Consider the following 19,796-nt stretch of genomic DNA (forward strand, 5'->3'; position numbering starts at 1 on the left):
CGAGCCTCCGCGCCGAAAAATTACAGGTTCAGGACAGGACGCGCAAAGCAATTCGGCAGAGAAGCGCCATTAAAACCATGAAAGCAGAAACAATTCGGGGCGCGGGTGCCAAAACACCCACGCCCCGTAACTGTTTTCGCGGATCGCGATTTCGGAGCCTCGAAAGCCTCCGAACCGATCGGCTTAGGCCGGCAGAGCGGCCTTTGCCTGAGCGATCACCGCCGAGAACACCGAACCCTCGTTCATGGCGAGGTCGGCCATCGACTTACGATCCAGTTCGATACCGGCGAGCTTGGCGCCGTGGATGAACTGCGAGTAGGTCAGGCCTTCGGCGCGGACGGCAGCGTTGATACGCTGGATCCACAGGGCGCGGAAGGTGCGCTTCTTGACCTTGCGGTCGCGGTACGCGTACTGGCCGGCCTTTTCGACGGCCTGGCGGGCAACGCGGATCGTGTTCTTGCGACGGCCGCGGTAACCCTTGGCCTGGTCCAGAATACGCTTGTGCTTGGCGCGGGTGGTAACACCCCTCTTAATACGGCTCATAGGTCAGTACTCCTCAGTTGAGCCCGTAGGGCGCCCACTTCTTGATCGTCTTTGCATCGGCGTCAGAGATGACTTCGGTGCCGCGATTCTGGCGGATGTACTTGCCGTTGTGGCTCATGAGGCGGTGACGCTTGCCGGCGACGCCGTGCTTCACCTTGCCGGTGGCGGTGAGCTTGAAGCGCTTCTTCACACCGCTCTTGGTCTTCAGCTTGGGCATTTCGTTTCCTTTCGCAGCAGACACGTCCAGTCAGCCATGGCAGCCCTTTTCGCCAGGCGGACGAGCGAATCCCCTTGCGGAGACTCAACCGTGTCGATTGAAGGGCGCGCCTTTAGGGCGAGATTGCCCGCAGCGCAAGCCCTGCCGGGCACCGCGCGCAGTCCTCGCGGATTTCGCGGCCTCAGGTGCCGTTGCGCAGCGTGGTGAAAGCCTGCCGGCCGGTCCTGGCCAGCCAGCCGAGGTAATCCCCATCGCGGATCACCGGCGCGGCCTTGGGCTGCGAGGCACGCCAGACATAGATTTGCGCCGGGGTCCGGCGCCCCGAGGCAAGGCGTACCGGCATGCAGATCCGGCGATACTCGCGCCCCTCGTAGCGGTCCAGCCGGGCAAGATCGCCCGGCCGCAAGTCCAGCCGGCACAGCGTGCCCCGCACCTTGGCGCCGGAGCGCGCCGGCAGAAGCGCAGGGAACCAGCCGTTTCCGCCCTTCACGGCGACAATCCGGCCCGGCGCCCATGCCGGCTCGGCACGGACCAAGCGCCCTGCGATCCACTCCCCCATGCGCGTTCCGGCATGGGGCTGGAGCGTACCGTAGACAAACAGGTCCTGCACCAGGATCGACTCAGTGGTGGTGGCAGGCCATCGCCTCGACCACGTCCTCGAGCCGCGCCGCATCGCCGATGGCCAGCACGTGCCCTTCGGACTGCTGGTGCAGCGGCTCACCGTTCCAGTCGCACATCGTCCCGCCCGCACCCTCGACGATCGGCACCAGCGCCGCCCAGTCGTGCAGCTTGAGCCCGGCTTCGCAGATCAGGTCGAGCTGGCCCGAGGCGAGCAGGCCATAGTTGTAGCAGTCGCCGCCCATCATCATGCGCTTGTGGTCGGTCCTGGCGGCCAGCGCCATGAAGTGCTCGCCCTCGTGGTCGTTGAAATACTGCGGCCCGGTGGTCGCCAGCATCGCCTCCGACAGTTCGCGGCAGGCGCGGGTGCGCACTGGCTGGCCGTTGAACGTCGTCGCCGCCCCGCTGGCACCGACCCAGCGCTCACGCAGGATCGGCTGGTCGATGACCCCCAGCACCGGCCAGCCGTCGACCAGCAGCGCGATCAGCGTGCCGAAGATCGGACGCCCGGCGATGAACGAGACGGTGCCGTCGATCGGATCGAGCACCCAGGTCCGCCGTGACGTGCCTTCCTCGGTGCCGAACTCCTCACCGATGATCCCGTCCTGCGGCACCTCGGCCTTGAGGATGCGGCGCATCGCCTCCTCGGCCGCCTGATCGGCGATGGTGACGGGAGACGCGTCGGACTTGCGCTCGGCGGTAAGGCCGGAGCGGAAATGCGGGCGGATCGCCTCGCCCGCCGCATCGGCGAGTCGCATGGCGAGGGCGATATCCTGATCGAGTTTCATGGCCGCACCTGTGCCTGTTCCTCCCCGGCCCGGTCAAGCCGCACGCAAGCCGCATGCGAGCCGGGCCGCGCCACCCGCAAAATCGGGGCCGACACCGGACCTTATGTGTTTTTCACACATTGCGGCGCCCTTGCGCCCCATTTATCCCGGCATGGCAGAAGCACATCTTCTGCAAGAGTAGGGGCATGCTGCGCAGATCACTTCCAGCCGTCGACCCGGCCCTGGCGCCGGAGCAGGGGTTTGCCCGCAATGGCCAGCCACTGTCCTACAACCGCGCCCCGGCGGCCGATCTCGCGCCGTGGATCGGACGCGTCTACGTCACGCGGGTAGCCGCGCCGGCCGGCTACACCCTGTCCTGCGGACTGTTCAGCGACACCGCCCATCTGCGCATCCAGATCGAAGGCAGGTGGACGGCAAGGGATGCGGACGGCGAACACACGTTCGAGAAGGCCGCGCTGTTCCTCGGACCGCAGACGCACCGCATGCCGATCACCGTGACCGGCAGCTTCACCAGCGTCGGCATTTCCTTCCGTCCCGGCGCCTGCACGGCCATGCAGGGGCCGCGCATCGGCGATTTCGTGGACCGGCTGGTCTCGACGAACGCCGTGTCGATACCGTCCGAATGTTATGTCGCGATGGTCGCCCCCGATGCACCGCCGGAGGAATGGCTGCAACGACTGGAGCAGACCTTTCGCCAGCGCATCCAGCAGATGAACTGCCCGCCGCCGGATCCCATCGCGGCGCGGTTCGAGACGATCAGCTACCGCAACCCCTCGATCACCGTCGCCGATGCCGCGCGTGAATGCGGGGTGGAGCGTCGCATGCTCGAACGCGTGGTCAACCGCGACTTCGGAATGTCCCCCAAGCAGGTCCTGCGCCGCGCCCGCGCGCTGGACATGGCAAGCTACCTGCGCGGCGTCGTCGATGCCGATGAGGCGGACGAGATCGCGCTGCGTTATTACGACGAGAGCCACCTGATCCATGAGTTCACCGAACTCTTCGGCATGTCGCCCAGCCAGTTCGTGAAGCGCCCGCAGCCGATCCTCACGCTGGCGCTCGAATCGCGCCAGGCCCGGAGGCTGGAAACGCTCAAGCGGCTGGAGCCGGGACAGGCGCGTCCTTGGCAATAGCAGCGGCCAGGCCATAGCAGCGACCCGCCATCGGCAAAGCCCAAGGCATGGCGCGTGCCTGGTACCGGCGGAAACACAAAGGCCCGGGACTTGCGCCCCGGGCCCTGAATGCCTTCAATCCGCAGACCGGTCCTCAGTCGAACAGGCTCGAGACCGAGCTTTCGTCGGCGATGCGGCGGATCGCTTCGCCGATCAGCGGGGCGATCGTCAGGATGCGGATCTTGTCCGAAGCCTTGGCGTCCTCGGTGGCCTGGATCGAATCGGTGATGACCAGTTCCTTGAGCGCCGAATTGGTGACGCGGCTGACCGCCGCACCCGACAGCACGCCGTGGGTGATGTAGGCGGTGACGCTGGTGGCGCCCTCGTCCATCAGCGCCTGGGCCGCATTGCACAGGGTACCGCCCGAATCGATGATGTCGTCGATCAGGATGCAGGCGCGGCCCTTCACGTCGCCGATGATGTTCATCACTTCCGACTGGCCGGGCTTGTCACGACGCTTGTCGACGATGGCGAGCGGGGCGTTATCGAGGCGCTTGGCCAGCGCGCGGGCGCGAACCACGCCGCCGACGTCGGGCGAGACCACCATCAGCGACTGGTCGCCGTAGCGGGCCTGGATGTCAGCGGCCATGACCGGCGCGGCAAACAGGTTGTCGGTCGGGATGTCGAAGAAGCCCTGGATCTGCCCGGCGTGCAGGTCGACCGAGAGGACGCGGTCGGCACCGGCCTCGGTCAGCAGGTTGGCGACCAGCTTGGCCGAGATCGGCGTACGCGGGCCGGGCTTGCGGTCCTGGCGGGCATAACCGAAGTAAGGCACCACGGCGGTGATCCGCTTGGCAGACGCGCGGCGCAGCGCATCGATGCAGATCAGCAGCTCCATCAGGTTGTCGTTCACCGGATAGCTGGTCGGCTGCACGATGAACACGTCCTCGCCGCGGACGTTCTCGTGGATTTCGACGAAGATTTCCTCGTCGGCGAAGCGGCGTACGGCCGCGTCCGTCAGCGGCAGCTCGAGATAGGCTGCGATGGCCCGCGCGAGCGGAAGGTTGCTGTTGCCGGACATGATCTTCATGGCGAATCCCCGAGACGGCGTGGAAGTGATGGGTGGCTGAACGCGCCCGCCTCTAGCCATGAGTCATCGGATTGCAACATCAAAGCGACGCCGCGTCTCCGTGACCCGAACGCAGGAAGGCCGGCCCGCAGCATGGCGCGGGCCGGCCTTCCTGCGTCAAGCACCTGAAATTCAGCCGTGAAGGCGATGTTCGCCCTTGATCCAGCGGACCGTTCCCGAACTCGCGCGCATGACCACGCTCTCGGTCGTCATCGTACCGCCCTTGAGGCGCTTGACGCCCGCCAGCAACGAACCGTCGGTCACGCCGGTCGCCGCGAAGATGCAGTCGCCCTTGGCGAGATCGCGCAGCTTGTAGATCTTGTCGAGGTCCTCGATGCCCCACTTGCGGGCACGGGCCCGCTCGTCGTCGTTGCGGAACAGCAGGCGTCCCTGGATCTGGCCGCCGACGCAGCGCAGTGCCGCGGCTGCCAGCACGCCTTCCGGTGCCCCGCCCGAGCCCATGTACATGTCGATCGTGGTGTTCTCGTCGGTCACCGCAATCACCCCGGCGACGTCGCCATCGCCGATCAGCACGACGCCGCAGCCGATACCGCGCAGTTCGGCGATCAGTCCGGCGTGGCGCGGACGATCGAGCACGCAGACGATGATGTCCTCAGGCTTCACGCCCTTGGCGGCGGCGACCGCCTGGACGTTCTCGGTCGGGCTCTTTGTGAGGTCGATCAGATCCTCAGGATAGCCCGGGCCGATCGCCAGCTTCTCCATGTAGACGTCGGGCGCGTTGAGCAGGCCACCCTCTTCCGCCGCCGCCAGCACCGCCAGCGCATTGGGACCGGCCTTGGCGGTGATCGTGGTGCCCTCCAGCGGATCGAGCGCGATGTCGATCTTCGGGCCCCGCCCGGGAGCGCCGCCGACCTTTTCGCCGATGAACAGCATCGGCGCCTCGTCGCGCTCACCCTCGCCGATCACCACGGTGCCGTCCATGTAGAGCGTGTCGAAGGCCTTGCGCATGGCCTCCACCGCGGCATGGTCCGCCGCCTTCTCGTCCCCCCTGCCGACCAGCTGCGAAGCCGCGATGGCCGCCGCCTCGGTCACGCGCACCATCTCAAGAACGAGGACGCGATCGAGGACTTTGCTTGCTTCGGGCATGAACACTCCGCATGAAGGCATGGAGGGATAAGGTTCGGGCAGGGGGATTAGACAGAGGAATACCACTTGTCGAGGATATGGCGCGCGCTATTCGCAATCGCGACCCTCTCTCCCGCTGCCGCGATGGCGCAGGAAAACCCGGCCGGTACGGCGGCCGCAAAGGCCTCGTCCGGCACCGCCGCGACGACGGGTAACACCATCTCGGATGCGGACAAGGCCATCGCCGAAAAGATGATGGCGGGTGGCGGCCGGATCACCCCGGATCGCAGCCACCGTGCCTGCGTGCGCAACACGCGCGCCGGGGAAATCGTCGTCTGCGCCCCCGATGAAGACCAGTTCCGCGTCGAATCGACGGCGGACAGCGATCCGACCGGCAAGGCCGGGACCAACGACGGACGGCTGCGCGCACCCGATTTCGAAAAGCACATGCCCGGCGTGACAGTGGCCAAGGGCTGCTTCATTCCGCCCTGCCCGCCCGCTCAGCCGCTGATCATCGACCTTTCGCAGATTCCCGAGGCTCCTGCCGGATCGGACGCCGATCTCGTCGCCAAGGGCGAACTGCGCGCGCATTGAGGCGCCGCCGGAAAGACCAACGCCCCGGCTCTGGAAGGAGCCGGGGCGTTCGCGGCGGTTCGGGACCGGCCAGTCGACAATCGCCCTTCAGCGAATTTCCAAACGGCCGACCTATCCCTCGATGATCTGCATCACCAGCGGCGCGGCGGTCAGGCTCTGCGACCCCTCCAGCACCCGCATCGCCTCGCAGACCGCCGATTCCGGCCCTTCATGGGTGACGATGGCAAGGATCACCTCGCCCTCCTGCCCGGCGAGCCCCTTCTGGATCATGCTGGCGATCGACACCCCGGCATCGCGCATGGCCGCGGTGATGTCGGCCAGCACGCCCGGACGGTCGGGCACGGTGAAGCGGATATAGCTGCGGCTGCGGCGATGGCCGGTCTCGGCCGGCTCCATCGCCTCGAGTTCGCCCGCCGGCATCGAGAACGCGGCGCCTTTTTCGCCGCGCGCAATGTCGATGATGTCGGCAACCACCGCGCTGGCGGTCGGACCGTCGCCGGCACCGGCGCCCTGGAACAGCAGCCGGCCCATGAAGTTGCCCTCGGCAACGACCGCATTGGTCGCCCCGTCGACACTCGCCAGCGGGTGGTCGAACGGCACCAGGTGCGGGCGCACCCGCTGGAACAGGCACGGCGCGCCGCCGGTCCGGTCGATCTCGCCCATGCCGATCAGGCGAATCACGTAGCCAAGCGAACGCGCCTGCTCGATATCCGCCGCCTTGACGCGCGAGATCCCGGAAGTCTCCACCGCGTCGAAACGCAGGCGCGAACCAAAGGCGATCGCAGCCAGGATCGAAAGCTTGTGCGCGGCGTCGACGCCTTCGATGTCGAACGTGGGATCGGCCTCGGCGTACCCCATGCGCTGGGCTTCGGCGAGCACATCGCCAAAGTCCCGCCCGGTGTCTTCCATGGTCGAGAGGATGTAATTGCAGGTGCCGTTCAGGATGCCGTAAACCCGCTCTATGGCATTGGCAGCGGCGCCTTCGGCAAGCCCCTTGATGACCGGAATGCCCCCCGCGACCGCCGCCTCGAACTTGAGCGCCACTCCCGCGGACTCCGCCGCCGAGGCCAGTTCAAGGCCGTGGTGCGCGATCATTGCCTTGTTGGCGGTGACAAAACCCTTGCCCTGCGCAATGGCGTTGCGGGCCAGCGCCAGCGCCGGACCATCCGAGCCGCCGACCATCTCGACAACCACGTCCACGTCCGGCCGGGCGGCCAAGGCAGCGGTATCGTCGACCCAGTCGTAGCCCGAGAGGTCGCCCCCGCGGTCCTTGCTGCGATCGCGCGCGCTCACCGCGGCGATACGGATGGGGCGGCGCGCACGCCGGGCAATCAGTTCGGCATTGGTCTCGATGAGACGGACAACGCCCGCCCCGACCGTGCCGAGACCGGCCAGCGCAATATTCAGCGGTTCAACCATGGACTTCCCTTTCGCGTGCGGGCCCTAAGCGAGCCGCACGCGAAATTCCAGTACCTTCACGCCTCTTCCCCCGGGCTCAGCGAAGATTACGATGACAACCACCAAGTTGCACAAGCACGAGGCGGTAGTCGGCAGCGGCCTGACGCATCGCCTCGACACCTTCCGAGACATTGGCGCGCGGGGGCGGATTGGCCGGCAGGAAGCAGGCCAGGCGGTACCATTCCAGCGTGTCGGCCTGCGGCGGATGGCCGACGTCTGCCACGAGTTCAGAGAACGACACCCCCCATGCCGGGGCCGCGCCGGACGCGCGAACGACGGTGATCGACGCTGCCGAGCCATTGGCGGTGTTGAGGAAAATCTGCGTCTCGCCCTGCCCGGCCAGATTGCCCGGGACATAGAGCAGCTCGCGCACGCCGGTGATTCGCGCCGGCGCATCGGGCGAAATGAGCGCCTTGAGGATGCCGCGCAGGCGCGCATCGGCCGCTTCGCTCCAGACCTGCTGGGCGGTCGGCGTGACCAGCTGCAGTTCGCCCGGACGGCCGGGCACGGCGCGGGCAAAGAGCAGCACGTCCTGCTTCTTGAGCGCGGGCGGCTTGCCGCGGGAATCGAGCGGAAGGTCAACCAAATAGGCGATCGATTCGCCGATCGGCGAAGAGCCCGTCAGCAAGGCCACGGTCTGGGCATTGATGTAGAAACGGCCCATGCCCGGGGTCAGCCCCGGCGCCCTGGCATCCTCGACCCGCACGATCTTGCGGACCGTCGCGCGTACCACCAGAGCCGACGAATCGGCAAGATCGGCGACATCCGCGAAAGTCGGCTCGCCGCGCGTCGGCGCGGCCACACCGGCCTGCACTTGCGCATGGGCTGGAAGCGTCTGCGCCGCAAGGGCAAGGCATGCCAGTCTGAGGGCAACGCGGGTCGGATTCGCAGGCATCGATGTCTCACTCTGGGAAACGTTGGGGGCTGGCCATAGCCGCCAGGGACATGCGGCACAAATTCGTCGCCGCATTCCTCAGACAAAATCCCCTTTTTACCCTTGGAACTTATATGCCCTGAATCGGGCGTTAACGGTTCCGCTGCCGATAAGGCGTTGCACAGGAGCAACGGTACCGCTAAGGAAACTCGCAAAATGGGGCAAAAAAACGAAAATGCCCCGCGGTTCGCCAGCCCGTTGCATCGTTTACGGATCGGCAGACTGTTAGCCGTCAGGGTGGGTAATTTGGAGTTTCGTCATGGACCTCTCCTCACGGGGCGGGCCATGGGCGCCTTTGGACCTGTCCCGCACCCGGGCGGGTTCTGGGCTTGGTAATGGAGTGATGCGTTTGAATGGCTTACGCTGACCAGCAAATGAGCGGTAACAAGATTACCGCGCTTGTCATTGTCGCGCTGATTCACGTCTTTGTAGGCTATGCACTCGTCACGGGTCTGGCATACGAAGCCGCGCAAAAGGTCATCAACAAGGTGACCACAGTCGACATCAAGGAAGAGAAACCGAAGGAGGAAGAGCCCCCGCCGCCGCCTCCCAAGCAGCAGGATACGCCGCCGCCGCCGATCGTGGCGCCGCCGCCGCCTATCAACATCGCCCCGGCCCCGCCGCCGGTGACGACCGTCAACACCGCGCCGCCGGTTCCGCTGCCTGCGGTGCCGATCCCGGCTCCGGCCGCTCCGGCCCCGCCGGCTCCCCCGGCTCCCCCGGCTCCCTCCAAGGCACGTGGCGCCTCGGTCAAGGGCAACTGGACCCAGCGTTTCAACCAGGAATATCCTGCAAAGGCCCTGCGCGAAGAACGTGAAGGTCGTGTTGGCGTGCGTGTCAGCATCGGTCCCGATGGCCGTGTTTCGAGCTGCACCGTCACCAGCTCCAGCGGCAGCCCCGAGCTCGATTCCGCCGCCTGTGAAGGTATGAACCGTTTCGGTCGTTTCAACCCCGCTCTTGATGACGCGGGTAACCCGACCAGCGGCTCCTTCGCGACGTCGATCGTCTACAAGCTCAGTTAATCCACGGCACGGCCGGGACCACCAGACGCTGGGTCCCGCCAAATCCTGCATTCTTCTTGAGAGGTAATTCGCATGCTTATCGTTGACATCCTTGCCGCCGCTGGCGAAGCCGCGCCGCAGAACAAGTTCGGCTTCGTCGAAGCCCTTCAGGCCGGTGGTTTCATTTCGTACGCGACCGTGATCATCATGGGCGTGATGTCGTTCGGTTCGTTCTACATCCTTTTCACCAAGTGGTTCGAACAGGCCAAGATCATGCGCCAGTTCGGTGCCGTCCGCACCCAGTTCTGGAAGGCCCCGACCCTTCGTGAAGGCGCTGCCAAGCTGGAAAAGAACAGCGCATGGCGCCAGATCGTCGACGACGGCATCGCTGCTGAAGAACAGCACTCGAAGATGACCGACTCGCTCGAAGCCCATGACTGGATGCACGCTTCGCTCGCGCGTTCGGAAGCCTCGATCAACTCGCGCCTGGCCCAGGGCCTGCCCTTCCTCGCCACCGTCGGTGCAACCGCTCCGTTCATCGGTCTGTTCGGTACCGTCGTCGGCATCTACCGCGCCCTGATCGCGATCGGCATCGCCGGTTCGGCCTCGATCGACAAGGTTGCCGGCCCCGTCGGTGAATCGCTGATCATGACCGCACTCGGCCTGATCGTCGCCGTTCCCGCCGTTCTCGCCTACAACTACCTGCAGAGCCGCAACAAGCGCATCGCCGAAGTGCTGACCGGCTTCTCGAGCGACCTGCTTGCCAACATCAACTCGAAGGGCGCTGTGAAGCCCGCAGTTGCTGCTGCCCCGGCGAAGCCCGCCGCTGCTCCGGCCAAGCCGGCTGCTGCTCCGGCCAAGCCGTAAGCAGCACGGGGTACGCCGCTTCAGGGCGGCGTGCCCACGGGGAACCCAGGTGGCGGCGCAGGCTGCGTCCGCCGCCTCCCCAGGGCAACGCAAGGAATAGGATAAGACTATGGCGATATCCTCGGGCGGAGGCGGTGCCGAAACACCGATGTCCGACATCAACACGACGCCGCTCGTCGACGTCATGCTGGTGCTTCTGATCATCTTCCTGATCGCGGTCCCGGTCGCGATCCAGACGATCGAAAAGCTGAAGATCCCCATCATCAAGTCGGAAGAATCGAAGGACAAGGTGGAGAACCTCCTCCTCACTGTCACGACCACCGACGATGCGGGTCGCAGCGCAGGTCAACCCGGCTACCAGGGCGCTTCGCGCAATGGCGAATGCCGCGTTTACTTCAACAACATCACGCCGGTTACCTCCAAGGAACTCTACGACCAGGCCTTCAAGCGTCTCGACGCTATCGTGAAGCGTGCTGGTGGTCCGGAAGCCCTGAAGGACAACCCGGATCTGGTCCCGCAGGTCCACATCCGTGGTGACGTGAACGCCCCGTGGCGTTGCGTGGCCGGCGCGATCTACAACGTTCAGATTGCGGGTTACCCGACGGTTGGCTTCATCTCCAACCCGGTCGACCCGAACGCCTGACGTTCGAGAAGGAGTAACATTCCATGGCAATGTCAGGCGGCAAGGACGATGGCGCGCCGATGATGGAAATGAACACGACGCCGTTGATCGACGTCATGCTCGTTCTCCTCATCATGTTCATCATCACCATTCCGGTTGCGACCAACTCGATCGATATCGACCTGCCGGTTGCAACCCCTCCGACGAACAACCCGCCGCCGGTGGACCCGATCAAGAACAAGATCGTGCTCACCGCGGATGCGCGGATCCTGTGGAACGGCAATGCCGTCGACCAGGGCACCCTGCAGAACCTGCTGGCGCAGTCGCTGACCTACAAGGTCGAGCCCGAACTGCAGTACCAGCCGGAACCGCAGGCGTCGTACGAACTTTCGGCTCAGGTTCTCCAGCTCATCAAGGCTGCGAACGTGACCAAGTTCGGCTTCGTCGGCAACGAACAGTTCAGCACCTTCGGCAAGTAAGCCGAAAGCGCGAACAGGACCTTCGGGACCAAGGAAGGGGCGGAGAAATCCGCCCCTTTTTCTATGTCCGCTTGCTATGTCCGCGATCCGTAGCCGCCTCCAAGTCGGCGCGCGGACAGGATGTTCACTTGGAGCCCTGAGGGTTTCGCGTTAGATCTCATGCCAGTGCGGAAAAGACCCGATCGAGAGGACTTGCCCATGACCACTGGAGAGGCCGTTTCAAAAACCCCGATCAGCACCATCAACACCACCCCGCTCATCGATGTCATGCTGGTACTGCTGATCATGTTCGTGATCACCATCCCGGTTGCCACCAACTCTGTTCCCATCGACCTGCCTTCGGACCTAGCCACCCGGGCGGTGCAGCCGCTGCAGAACACCGTCTCTCTCGACGCCAATGGAACGATCCGCTGGAACGGCGAGGCGGTGGAAAGCGCCGAACTGGCCAAACTGCTCTACAGCACCACCCGGATGCCGACCGAACCGCAACTGCGTTTCCGGCCCGACGCCGGCGCCAGCTACGACCGCGCCGCACAAGTGCTTGCCGCCATAAAGGCATCAGGGGTCACCAATTTCGGGTTCGTCGACAACGATCGCTTCGGCCACTTCGAACAATAGACTGCCGTTGCAAGATCTCAGTCCTCGCTGGCGGGCGGATCGACCCGCATCGCCAGCGAGGCCAGGCTCTCCGCCTCCATCAGCAGATCCACGTCCGCCGATCCTGCCGGCAGCGATTCGCGCCCGATCATCGACAGGGCCGGCACCGAAAGCGGGCTGATCCGGTCCAGACGGACATGGTCCACCTCCTTCGCAGCCCGGTCGAGCACATCAGCGACACGGGCAACGTCGGTCATGCGCGCGCGGGCATCGGCCCAGGCTGCCTCGATCAACAGGTGATCCGGATCGTACTTGCACAGCACGTCGTAGATCAGGTCGGTCGAGAACGTGACCTGCCGGCCCGACTTGCGGGTGCCGGGCTGCTGGCGCTCGACAAGACCGGAAATCACCGCCACCTCCCGAAAGGCGCGGCGCAGCAGGTAGGACTGCTGGACCCAGTCGACAAATTCGTGGGTCAGGATATCGGGCGAGAGCAGCGCGGCGGGGTCCTCCACCGGCCGCAGCCCCCAGACCACCAGCGCATAGTCGGTGGCGACAAAGCCGAGCGGCCCCAGCCCGCGCTCTTCCATGCGCCGGGTAATCAACATGCCGAGCGACTGGTTCGCCGGCCAGCCCTCGAACGTATAATAGGTGGTATAGGCGCAGCCCTGATGCGGGAAGCTCTCCACCAGCAACCGTCCCGGTGCCGGCAAGTGCGAACGCCAGTCCTGCACTTCCAGCCATTCGCGCACGTCGTCCGGGAACCGCGCCCAGCCTGCGCGATCGCACAGCATCGCCCGTACCCGGTCGGCAAGATGGGTCGAGATCGGCATGCGCTGGCCCATGTAGCTGGGGATCGTCGCCGAGCGTTTCGCAGCGCGCACGATCAACTCGAGTTCGCGCAGCGCCTCGACCTCGAGGTCCATGCCGGCAAACCGGAAGGTGTCGCCCGCCTTCAGGCTGGCACCGAAACCTTCCTCGACCTTGCCCAGCGAGCGGCCATTACGGAAGCGCACCTCCAGCATCTCGGCATCGACGATGATCCCGGCGTTGAGGCGGTGGCGCGCGGCATGTTCGGGGTGCGTGAGCCGCCAGCGCCAGCCCGATTCGCTATCCTTTTCGCGCACGATCCGCCGGAACCGGTCATAGGACCGCAAGGCGTAGCCCCCGGTCGCGACGAATTCGAGGACCCGCGCGAAACAGGCGTCGTCCACCCAGGCATAGGCCGAGCAGGACCGCACTTGCGCCGCCAGTTCCGCTTCCCGGAACGGCCCCGCACAGGCGGTGCCCATCACGTGCTGGGCCAGGACGTCAAGACCGCCCGGTCGGAACGGCTCGTCGTCGCGCTGCCCCTCGCGCACCGCTTCCTGCGCGGCGAAAGCCTCGAGAAACTCGAAGCGATTGCCCGGCACCAGCATGGCCTTGCTCGGCTGGTCCAGCCGGTGATTGGCACGCCCGATGCGCTGGAGCAGGCGCGAGGAGCCCTTGGGCGCCCCCATCTGCACGACAAGGTCAATGTCCCCCCAATCGACACCTAGATCGAGGCTGGCGGTACACACGAGGGCCCTAAGCCGCCCCTCGGCCATCGCGCCTTCCACCTTGCGCCGCGCCTCCCTGGACAGCGAGCCGTGATGGATGCCGATCGGCAGGTTGTCCTCGTTGGCGTTCCAGAGTTCCTGGAAGATGTATTCGGCCAGGAAGCGGGTGTTGGTGAAGATCAGCGTCGTGCGGTGCGCCGCGATCAGCGCGATGAGCTGCGGGATCGCCCAGGTCGCGGCATGACCGCTCCATGGGATACGTTCCTGCTGCGGCAGCAGGATCGAGACTTCGGGTTCGGCCCCCTCCTCGCCCTCGACCAGTTCCACCGCCTCGATGTCGCCCCAGGGTGCCAGCCAGCCGCGGAACCCGTCGGGATCGGCCAGGGTCGCCGACAGGCCTACCCGCCGGAGCCCCGGCGACAAGGCCTGCAACCGCGCCATCGACAGGGCCAGCAGATCGCCGCGCTTGCCGGTGGCAAAGGCGTGGATCTCGTCGACGACGATCCGCTTGAGCCCGGAAAACAGCTCCCCCGCCTCGGGATAAGTCAGCAGCAGCGAAAGCGATTCCGGCGTCGTCAGCAGGATATGCGGAGGCCGTGCGCGCTGGCGGGCCTTGCGGTCGGACGGGGTATCGCCGCTGCGCGTCTCGATGCGGACCGGCAGGCCCATTTCCTCGACCGGCGCCAACAGGTTGCGCTGCACGTCGTGCGCCAGCGCCTTGAGCGGCGAGACGTAGATGGTGTGCAAGCCCTCGGGCGGCGGGCCGCCGTCCAGCCGCGAGGGGCAGAAATCGGCCAGCGTCGGCAGGAACCCCGCCAGCGTCTTGCCCGCCCCCGTATCGGCGACCAGCAGCGCGTGGTTGCCGCGATCGGAGGCCGCCAGCATTTCGGCCTGGTGGCGCCGCACCCGCCAGCCACGCGCGGCAAACCAGGCGGCAATTTCGGCAGGCAGCGCGGGCGTCATCCCCAGGTTCGTCTCACAACCATCACCATCCCTTGGAGCATAGCCGGCGCGCCGAGAAAAGTCCGCCGAAACGAAGAGTTGCCTGGACCGCCGGTTGCCGCCACGATGACCGTTTCCATGTCACGAAAGGCAAGGCCGCCGCCGACCGATCATGTCGACCGAACTTGCGCAATCCCATCTCGCCCTGCTGGCCGTATCGCTGGCGCTCGGGCTGCTGGTCGGCATCCAGCGCGGCTGGGTGCTGCGCGAACAGGCTGCCGGGACGCGCTTTGCAGGCGTGCGCACGTTCGCGCTGATGGGGCTGACCGGCGGCATCTCCGGTCAGCTTTTTGGCCTGGCCCCCGGTCCGGCCGCGATCGTCCTTGCCGCCGCCGCGCTGCTCGTGCTGATCGGCTATCTCAAGGGCAGCCGGATCAATGCAACGGTCAGCGGCACCGGCGCCCTGGTCGCACTGCTGACCCTGGCGAGCGGCTTCTATGTCGGCCTCGGCCAGCGGCTGACCGGCACGGCCATTGCCGTGGTGATGGTGCTGCTGCTGACCTTGCGCGATCAGCTCCATGGCTGGATCGACCGGCTGAGCCAGCGCGAAGTGCTGTCGATCGCCCGCTTCGCGCTGATCGCGCTGGTCATCCTGCCACTCCTGCCCGACCAGCCGTTCGGCCCTTATCAGGCCTGGAACCCCCGCAAGCTGTGGCTGATCGTCGTGCTGGTTTCCGGCTTCTCCTTCGCCGGCTATTTTGCCGCCCGGGTGCTGGGTTCCACGCGCGGCGTGATCGCCACCGCCGCCGCCGGATCGCTGGTCTCCTCGACCGCGGTGACCGCCTCGCTCGCCAGCCGGATGAAACAGGCCGGCGACGCCGATGCGGCGCTGCCTGCAGGGATCGCCTGTGCCTCGGCCATCATGTTCGTGCGTGTCCTGCTGCTGGCAAGCGCCCTCGCCCCCGTCGCCTTGCCGACGTTCGCACGCCTGGTCGTACCGGGCCTGGTGATCGCGCTGGTCGCTGCGGGCTGGCTGCTGCACCGCACCCGCACGGCCGCGCCAGCCTCCCCATCGCCAGCCCTCCCAGTGCCCACACCGTCATCGAGCGACATGCCGGTGCGCAATCCCTTCGACATCGGACCGGCGCTGATGCTGGCTGGCCTCGTCATGGTCCTGACGGTCGCCTCGCTCTGGGTTCTGAACACCTTCGGGGAACGCGGCCTTGCGGTCGTGCTGGCGATATCGGGAAGCGTCGATGTCGATTCCGCGATCATCACGATGGGCGGTCTGGCCGGACAGTCGCTCGACGCGCGAACCGCAGGACTGGTCCTGGCCGTTCCCGTCGCGCTCAACACCCTGTTCAAGGCAGGGCTATCGATCAGCCTGGCGGGATGGCGCCGGGGGCGGGTCGCGGCCTTGCCGCTCATCGCCAGCGCCGCCGGGATCGGCATCGCCGCGCTGGCCCTCCCCTGACCTCACGGCATCACCCGCGATCAGCGCGACAGCCCCGAGGCCGCCAGTTGCCGGTCGATCTCGCCGACCAGCCGGGCCAGACCTTCGGGCGTTTCGCTTTCGGCCCGTGCGACCAGCATGGCCTGGGTGTTCGACGCACGCAGCAACCACCAACCGTCCGCCGTCGTCACCCGCACCCCGTCGACCGCGACCACCTCGGCGCCCGCCTCGGCCAGTCGTCCCCGCACTTCCTCGATGGCCGCGAACTTGCGGCTTTCCCCAACCGCGAAGCGCAGTTCGGGCGTGGAGACCAGCTGCGGCATGGCGTCATGGAATTCGGCGACGCTGCGATCCAGCCGCAAGGTGGCCGCGATCAGGCGCAGCGCCGCGTAGAAGGCATCGTCGAAGCCGTGATAGTCGTCCGCGAAGAACATGTGCCCGGTCATCTCACCCGCCAGCACGGCGCCGGTTTGCTTCATTCTGGACTTGATCAGCGCGTGCCCGGCCTTCCACATGTCCGGCACCCCACCCAGCACCGCGACCCGATCGAACAGCACGCGCGAGGCCTTCACGTCGGCAATCACCCGAGCCCCCGGGTTTTTGCGTAAGACATCCTCGGCATAGATCAGCAGCAACTGATCCCCGGCCAATGCCCGCCCCTGCCCGTCGATCACCCCGATACGATCGGCGTCACCATCGAAGGCCACTCCGAAATCGAGCTTCTTCGCCGCGACGAGCGCGCGCAGGTCTGCAAGATTGGCCTCCTCGCTCGGATCCGGGTGATGGTTGGGGAAGGTCCCGTCAACATCGGTGTGGAGAAGATGATGCTCGCCAGGCAATCGCGCGGTCAATCGTTCGAGCACGGGACCGGCGGCACCGTTACCCGCATCCCAACCGATCTTCAGCGCCGCAAGACGGTCGGCGGGCAAGTCGGCAAGGGCGCCCAGCATGCCCTCGACATAGGCATCGATGACGCTGCGGTCTTCGATGCGGCCGGCACCGCGGCTCCATTCCCCGGCGGCGGCCAGTTCCCCCAGCCGCTGGATCGCCGCCCCGTAAAAGGGCCGACCCGCCATTACCATCTTGAAGCCATTCTGATCGGCGGGATTGTGGCTGCCAGTTATCTGAATGCCGCCCTGCACATCTTCGGCTGACAGTTCGGCGAAATAGAGCATCGGGCTGCTCGAAATCCCGATCCGCACGACGTCGACGCCGCTGGCGGTCAGCCCTTCGACCAGAGCCGCTTCCAGCATCGGCGAACTGAGCCGGCCATCGCGCCCGACCACGACCTTGCCGCCGCCCTCCGCCCGCACCAGCGTAGCGAAGCTCCGGCCGATGGCACGGGCATCGCCGGGTCCAAGGTTGCCTTCCGGCTTCTCGCCGACCACACCGCGAATGTCGTATTCGCGCAGGACCGTCGGGTCGATGCGGTAGCCCTGCATGGCCCCGCCCTGTCCGCTTCCGCTCAGGACCCCGCGCCCCGCTCCAGCGCGCCGATCAGCAGGTCGCGCGCGGCATTGGCTTCATGGACTTTCTCGTTCGAGCCGCCGCGATCGGGATGGACCTGGACCACCCGCTTGCGGTGCGCCTCGAGGATCGCCTCGCGACTGGCGCCTTCGGACAGGCCCAGCAGAGCCCGCGCCTGCGCCTCGGCGTGGATCCGGGCAAAGCCGGACTGCTTGCGCGGCCCGGAGGCCGGCCAGTCGTAGCCCAGGAAGTTCCACGGCCAGCGGCCCGTCAGCATCTTGCAGGCGATGCAGCCCAGCGCGAGGATCCAGAGCAGCTTCATGACGCCGGTTTCAGCCCTCGTCGCTCAGCGCAAGCTGTGGTTCGCGGCGCGCGGGCATCGGCAGGTTGAGCCCGGCCACGAGGCCGCGCAGTTCCTGGCGCGCAACCAGATGGCTGGTGCCCAGTTCGCCAAGGTGGCCCTTGTCGAGCAGGGTCAGGCCCGAGGGGAACAGTTCGCGGAAAATGACGCGTTCCGACAGGCCCGGCGAGATGCGGAAGCCCACGCGCTTCGACAGTTCCTTGAGCGCGCCTTCGAGGCGGCGCATGTTCTTGGCCTCGACGTGCTGGACACGGTTGCGCACCACCACCCAGTCCAGCTCGCGGCGGCCTTCGTTGATGGTCTTGAGGCCGCGCTTCTTGCGGGTTTCCCACATGAGCTCGGCATAGAACGAGAGCTTCTTCACCCGGAAGGTATCGCTCTCCACCTGGCCGATCAGGTCGAAGTCGACAAAGCTGTCGTTGAGCGGCGTCACCAGCGTGTCGGCAGTGGCGGCAACGTGGCGCGCGAACTGGTCGTCGCGGCCCGGAGTGTCGAAGATCAGGAAATCGTAGCCTTCGGCGATCTGCTCGGCGAGATCGTCGAGTTCGTCGATATCCTCACCGTCGTAGACCGCGAAACGGGCGCCGGGCAACGCGATCTCGCGCTGGCGCTCGGTCTCCATGCGGTTCTCGAGATAGCGGTAGAGCGTGCGCTGGCGCGGATCGAGATCGATCGCGGCCACCTTGGCGCCCTGATAGGCCAGTGCGATGGCGACATGAACCGCCGTCGTGGACTTGCCGGTGCCGCCCTTTTCATTGGCGAAGACGATGCGATGCGTTGTCACGGACCCTGTCGCTTTCCCTGTTGCCGCCGGTCCTGCCTGACTGGCGAATACCGATCTGCTTCCACCGGAAGCGGATATCAATTGCCGCCCGGGGCACGCCGGCGCTAAGGGCGGGCGCGAGAACCGGTCAAGTCCATTCTAACGGAGCAGCCACCCCCAATGCAAACCGTCCACAGCCTTGATCCACTGCGGCGTGCCGTCGCGACCTTGCGCGAGACCGGGACCGTGGCGCTCGTGCCGACCATGGGCGCGCTTCATGAAGGCCATTTGACGCTGGTGCGCGAGGCCCGCAAGCACGCCGATCACGTGGTCGTCTCGATCTTCGTGAACCCGCTGCAGTTCGGCGCCAACGAGGATCTCGACGCCTATCCGCGCCAGCTGGAGCGCGACAGCGCCCTGCTGGAACCCGAAGGCGTGGCACTGATCTGGGCGCCTACCGTGGAGGCGATGTACCCGCAGGGCTTTGCCACCAACATCTCGGTCACGGGTGTGTCCGAAGGCCTGTGCGGCGCCGCGCGCCCCGGTCATTTCGACGGTGTTGCCACGGTCGTGTGCAAACTGTTCCACCAGGTCCTGCCCGACGTCGCCCTGTTCGGCGAGAAGGACTGGCAGCAGCTCGCGGTGATCCGCCGCATGGCGCGTGACCTCGACCTGACCCAGCCGCATGCAGATGCCATCATCGGCGTCGAGACCGTGCGCGAGACGGATGGCCTCGCCCGGTCCTCGCGCAATGCCTACCTCACCGCCGAGCAGCGCGCCGCCGCGGTCACCCTGCCCACCGCGATGAAGGCCGCCATCGCCGCCATCGAAAGCGACACCCGCGTTGCCGATGCGCTCGCGGACCTCGAAAAGGCCCTGCTTTCCGGGGGGTTCGCCTCGCTCGACTATGCCGAACTGCGCGACGCGGACGACCTCGCCCTGCTCGATGCCCGCTCCGACCGGTCGATGCGGCTGCTGGTTGCCGCCCGGATCGGCAAGGCCCGGCTGATCGACAACATGGCGGTCGCCCCGCGCTGATGCTCCCTTCGGTGCATGGACGCCGGCTTCAAGGATCGAATCTGACAGAATTAGTCATTTGCCCGCAATCGATTCCATCTTAAGGTCTGGCGCCGACACTATTCCAGTGAAACGGCCAAATACCGCCCGTATACCGGCCGGAAACCAGATCGCCGCAGCGGCAATTCCCCGAGCGGCGTAACGGAGGGACCA

21 protein-coding genes are annotated in these 19,796 nt (G+C 66.2%); 9 read left to right on the forward strand and 12 right to left on the reverse strand.

Annotation, left to right across the window (positions count from 1 at the left end):
- Window positions 1-183: 183 nt before the first annotated feature.
- The 4 genes from rplT to hisN form a co-directional block, all read right to left on the reverse strand.
- The gene (gene rplT, locus OKA11_RS14635; RefSeq protein WP_142636829.1) at window positions 184-543 is read right to left on the reverse strand and encodes a 50S ribosomal protein L20; all 360 of its coding nucleotides are present in this window, start codon (window positions 541-543) and stop codon (window positions 184-186) included.
- 13 nt (window positions 544-556) lie between these two features.
- Window positions 557-760 (reverse strand): 50S ribosomal protein L35, encoded by a 204-nt coding sequence (gene rpmI / locus OKA11_RS14640; RefSeq protein WP_021232722.1) that lies wholly within the window; start codon window positions 758-760, stop codon window positions 557-559.
- A gap of 181 nt (window positions 761-941) precedes the next feature.
- Window positions 942-1,370: a gamma-glutamylcyclotransferase family protein gene (locus tag OKA11_RS14645; RefSeq protein ID WP_267221574.1), complete on the reverse strand. Its 429-nt coding sequence runs from the start codon at window positions 1,368-1,370 to the stop codon at window positions 942-944.
- A gap of 10 nt (window positions 1,371-1,380) precedes the next feature.
- A complete protein-coding gene (gene hisN, locus OKA11_RS14650; RefSeq protein WP_267221576.1) occupies window positions 1,381-2,166 on the reverse strand; it encodes a histidinol-phosphatase in 786 nt (261 codons plus the stop codon).
- Window positions 2,167-2,351: 185 nt separating this feature from the next.
- On the opposite strand from hisN, the gene OKA11_RS14655 reads away from it, so the two are divergent.
- Window positions 2,352-3,296 (forward strand): helix-turn-helix domain-containing protein, encoded by a 945-nt coding sequence (locus tag OKA11_RS14655; RefSeq protein ID WP_267221578.1) that lies wholly within the window; start codon window positions 2,352-2,354, stop codon window positions 3,294-3,296.
- Between the two features lie 133 nt (window positions 3,297-3,429).
- Here the strand turns inward: OKA11_RS14655 and OKA11_RS14660 are convergent, their stop codons facing one another.
- A complete protein-coding gene (locus OKA11_RS14660) occupies window positions 3,430-4,365 on the reverse strand; it encodes a ribose-phosphate pyrophosphokinase (RefSeq protein WP_142636821.1) in 936 nt (311 codons plus the stop codon).
- Window positions 4,366-4,536: 171 nt separating this feature from the next.
- Window positions 4,537-5,511 (reverse strand): class II fructose-bisphosphatase, encoded by a 975-nt coding sequence (gene glpX / locus OKA11_RS14665; RefSeq protein WP_267221581.1) that lies wholly within the window; start codon window positions 5,509-5,511, stop codon window positions 4,537-4,539.
- A 66-nt stretch (window positions 5,512-5,577) separates the two neighbouring features.
- On the opposite strand from glpX, the gene OKA11_RS14670 reads away from it, so the two are divergent.
- Window positions 5,578-6,084: a hypothetical protein gene (locus tag OKA11_RS14670; protein ID WP_267221583.1), complete on the forward strand. Its 507-nt coding sequence runs from the start codon at window positions 5,578-5,580 to the stop codon at window positions 6,082-6,084.
- A gap of 111 nt (window positions 6,085-6,195) precedes the next feature.
- On the opposite strand, the gene OKA11_RS14675 is transcribed toward OKA11_RS14670, so the two are convergent.
- The gene (locus OKA11_RS14675; protein ID WP_267221585.1) at window positions 6,196-7,503 is read right to left on the reverse strand and encodes a homoserine dehydrogenase; all 1,308 of its coding nucleotides are present in this window, start codon (window positions 7,501-7,503) and stop codon (window positions 6,196-6,198) included.
- Between the two features lie 76 nt (window positions 7,504-7,579).
- A complete protein-coding gene (locus OKA11_RS14680) occupies window positions 7,580-8,437 on the reverse strand; it encodes a hypothetical protein (protein ID WP_267221587.1) in 858 nt (285 codons plus the stop codon).
- 392 nt (window positions 8,438-8,829) lie between these two features.
- Here OKA11_RS14680 and OKA11_RS14685 point away from each other — a divergent pair, with 392 nt between their 5' ends.
- The 5 genes from OKA11_RS14685 to OKA11_RS14705 all read left to right on the forward strand — a co-directional run bounded on the left by OKA11_RS14685 (window position 8,830) and on the right by OKA11_RS14705 (window position 12,063).
- Window positions 8,830-9,498 carry a TonB family protein gene (locus OKA11_RS14685; protein WP_267221589.1) on the forward strand — a complete coding sequence of 223 codons (669 nt, stop codon included), beginning with the start codon at window positions 8,830-8,832 and terminating at the stop codon, window positions 9,496-9,498.
- 72 nt (window positions 9,499-9,570) lie between these two features.
- Entirely contained in the window at window positions 9,571-10,344 is a 774-nt protein-coding gene (locus OKA11_RS14690) for a MotA/TolQ/ExbB proton channel family protein (RefSeq protein ID WP_142636810.1), read from the forward strand.
- Between the two features lie 109 nt (window positions 10,345-10,453).
- Entirely contained in the window at window positions 10,454-10,987 is a 534-nt protein-coding gene (locus OKA11_RS14695) for an ExbD/TolR family protein (RefSeq protein ID WP_267221591.1), read from the forward strand.
- Between the two features lie 23 nt (window positions 10,988-11,010).
- A complete protein-coding gene (locus OKA11_RS14700) occupies window positions 11,011-11,445 on the forward strand; it encodes an ExbD/TolR family protein (protein ID WP_142636806.1) in 435 nt (144 codons plus the stop codon).
- A 198-nt stretch (window positions 11,446-11,643) separates the two neighbouring features.
- Window positions 11,644-12,063: an ExbD/TolR family protein gene (locus tag OKA11_RS14705; protein WP_267221593.1), complete on the forward strand. Its 420-nt coding sequence runs from the start codon at window positions 11,644-11,646 to the stop codon at window positions 12,061-12,063.
- Between the two features lie 17 nt (window positions 12,064-12,080).
- Here the strand turns inward: OKA11_RS14705 and OKA11_RS14710 are convergent, their stop codons facing one another.
- Window positions 12,081-14,543, reverse strand: a complete 2,463-nt coding sequence (locus OKA11_RS14710) for a ligase-associated DNA damage response DEXH box helicase (protein ID WP_267221595.1) — start codon at window positions 14,541-14,543, stop codon at window positions 12,081-12,083.
- 151 nt (window positions 14,544-14,694) lie between these two features.
- Here OKA11_RS14710 and OKA11_RS14715 point away from each other — a divergent pair, with 151 nt between their 5' ends.
- Window positions 14,695-15,996 carry an MgtC/SapB family protein gene (locus OKA11_RS14715; RefSeq protein ID WP_267221598.1) on the forward strand — a complete coding sequence of 434 codons (1,302 nt, stop codon included), beginning with the start codon at window positions 14,695-14,697 and terminating at the stop codon, window positions 15,994-15,996.
- 20 nt (window positions 15,997-16,016) lie between these two features.
- On the opposite strand, the gene pgmG is transcribed toward OKA11_RS14715, so the two are convergent.
- The 3 genes from pgmG to OKA11_RS14730 are packed head-to-tail and all read right to left on the reverse strand — an operon-like array spanning window position 16,017 to window position 18,587.
- Window positions 16,017-17,417 (reverse strand): phosphoglucomutase/phosphomannomutase PgmG, encoded by a 1,401-nt coding sequence (gene pgmG / locus OKA11_RS14720; protein ID WP_267221600.1) that lies wholly within the window; start codon window positions 17,415-17,417, stop codon window positions 16,017-16,019.
- A gap of 23 nt (window positions 17,418-17,440) precedes the next feature.
- Window positions 17,441-17,764 carry a J domain-containing protein gene (locus tag OKA11_RS14725; protein WP_267221604.1) on the reverse strand — a complete coding sequence of 108 codons (324 nt, stop codon included), beginning with the start codon at window positions 17,762-17,764 and terminating at the stop codon, window positions 17,441-17,443.
- 10 nt (window positions 17,765-17,774) lie between these two features.
- Entirely contained in the window at window positions 17,775-18,587 is an 813-nt protein-coding gene (locus tag OKA11_RS14730; RefSeq protein ID WP_267221607.1) for a division plane positioning ATPase MipZ, read from the reverse strand.
- Window positions 18,588-18,746: 159 nt separating this feature from the next.
- Between OKA11_RS14730 and panC the strand changes: the two genes are divergently transcribed.
- A complete protein-coding gene (panC, locus tag OKA11_RS14735; protein WP_267221609.1) occupies window positions 18,747-19,604 on the forward strand; it encodes a pantoate--beta-alanine ligase in 858 nt (285 codons plus the stop codon).
- The last annotated feature ends 192 nt before the right edge of the window (window positions 19,605-19,796 follow it).

Source organism: Novosphingobium clariflavum (assembly GCF_026420865.1).
Classification (GTDB): domain Bacteria; phylum Pseudomonadota; class Alphaproteobacteria; order Sphingomonadales; family Sphingomonadaceae; genus Novosphingobium; species Novosphingobium clariflavum.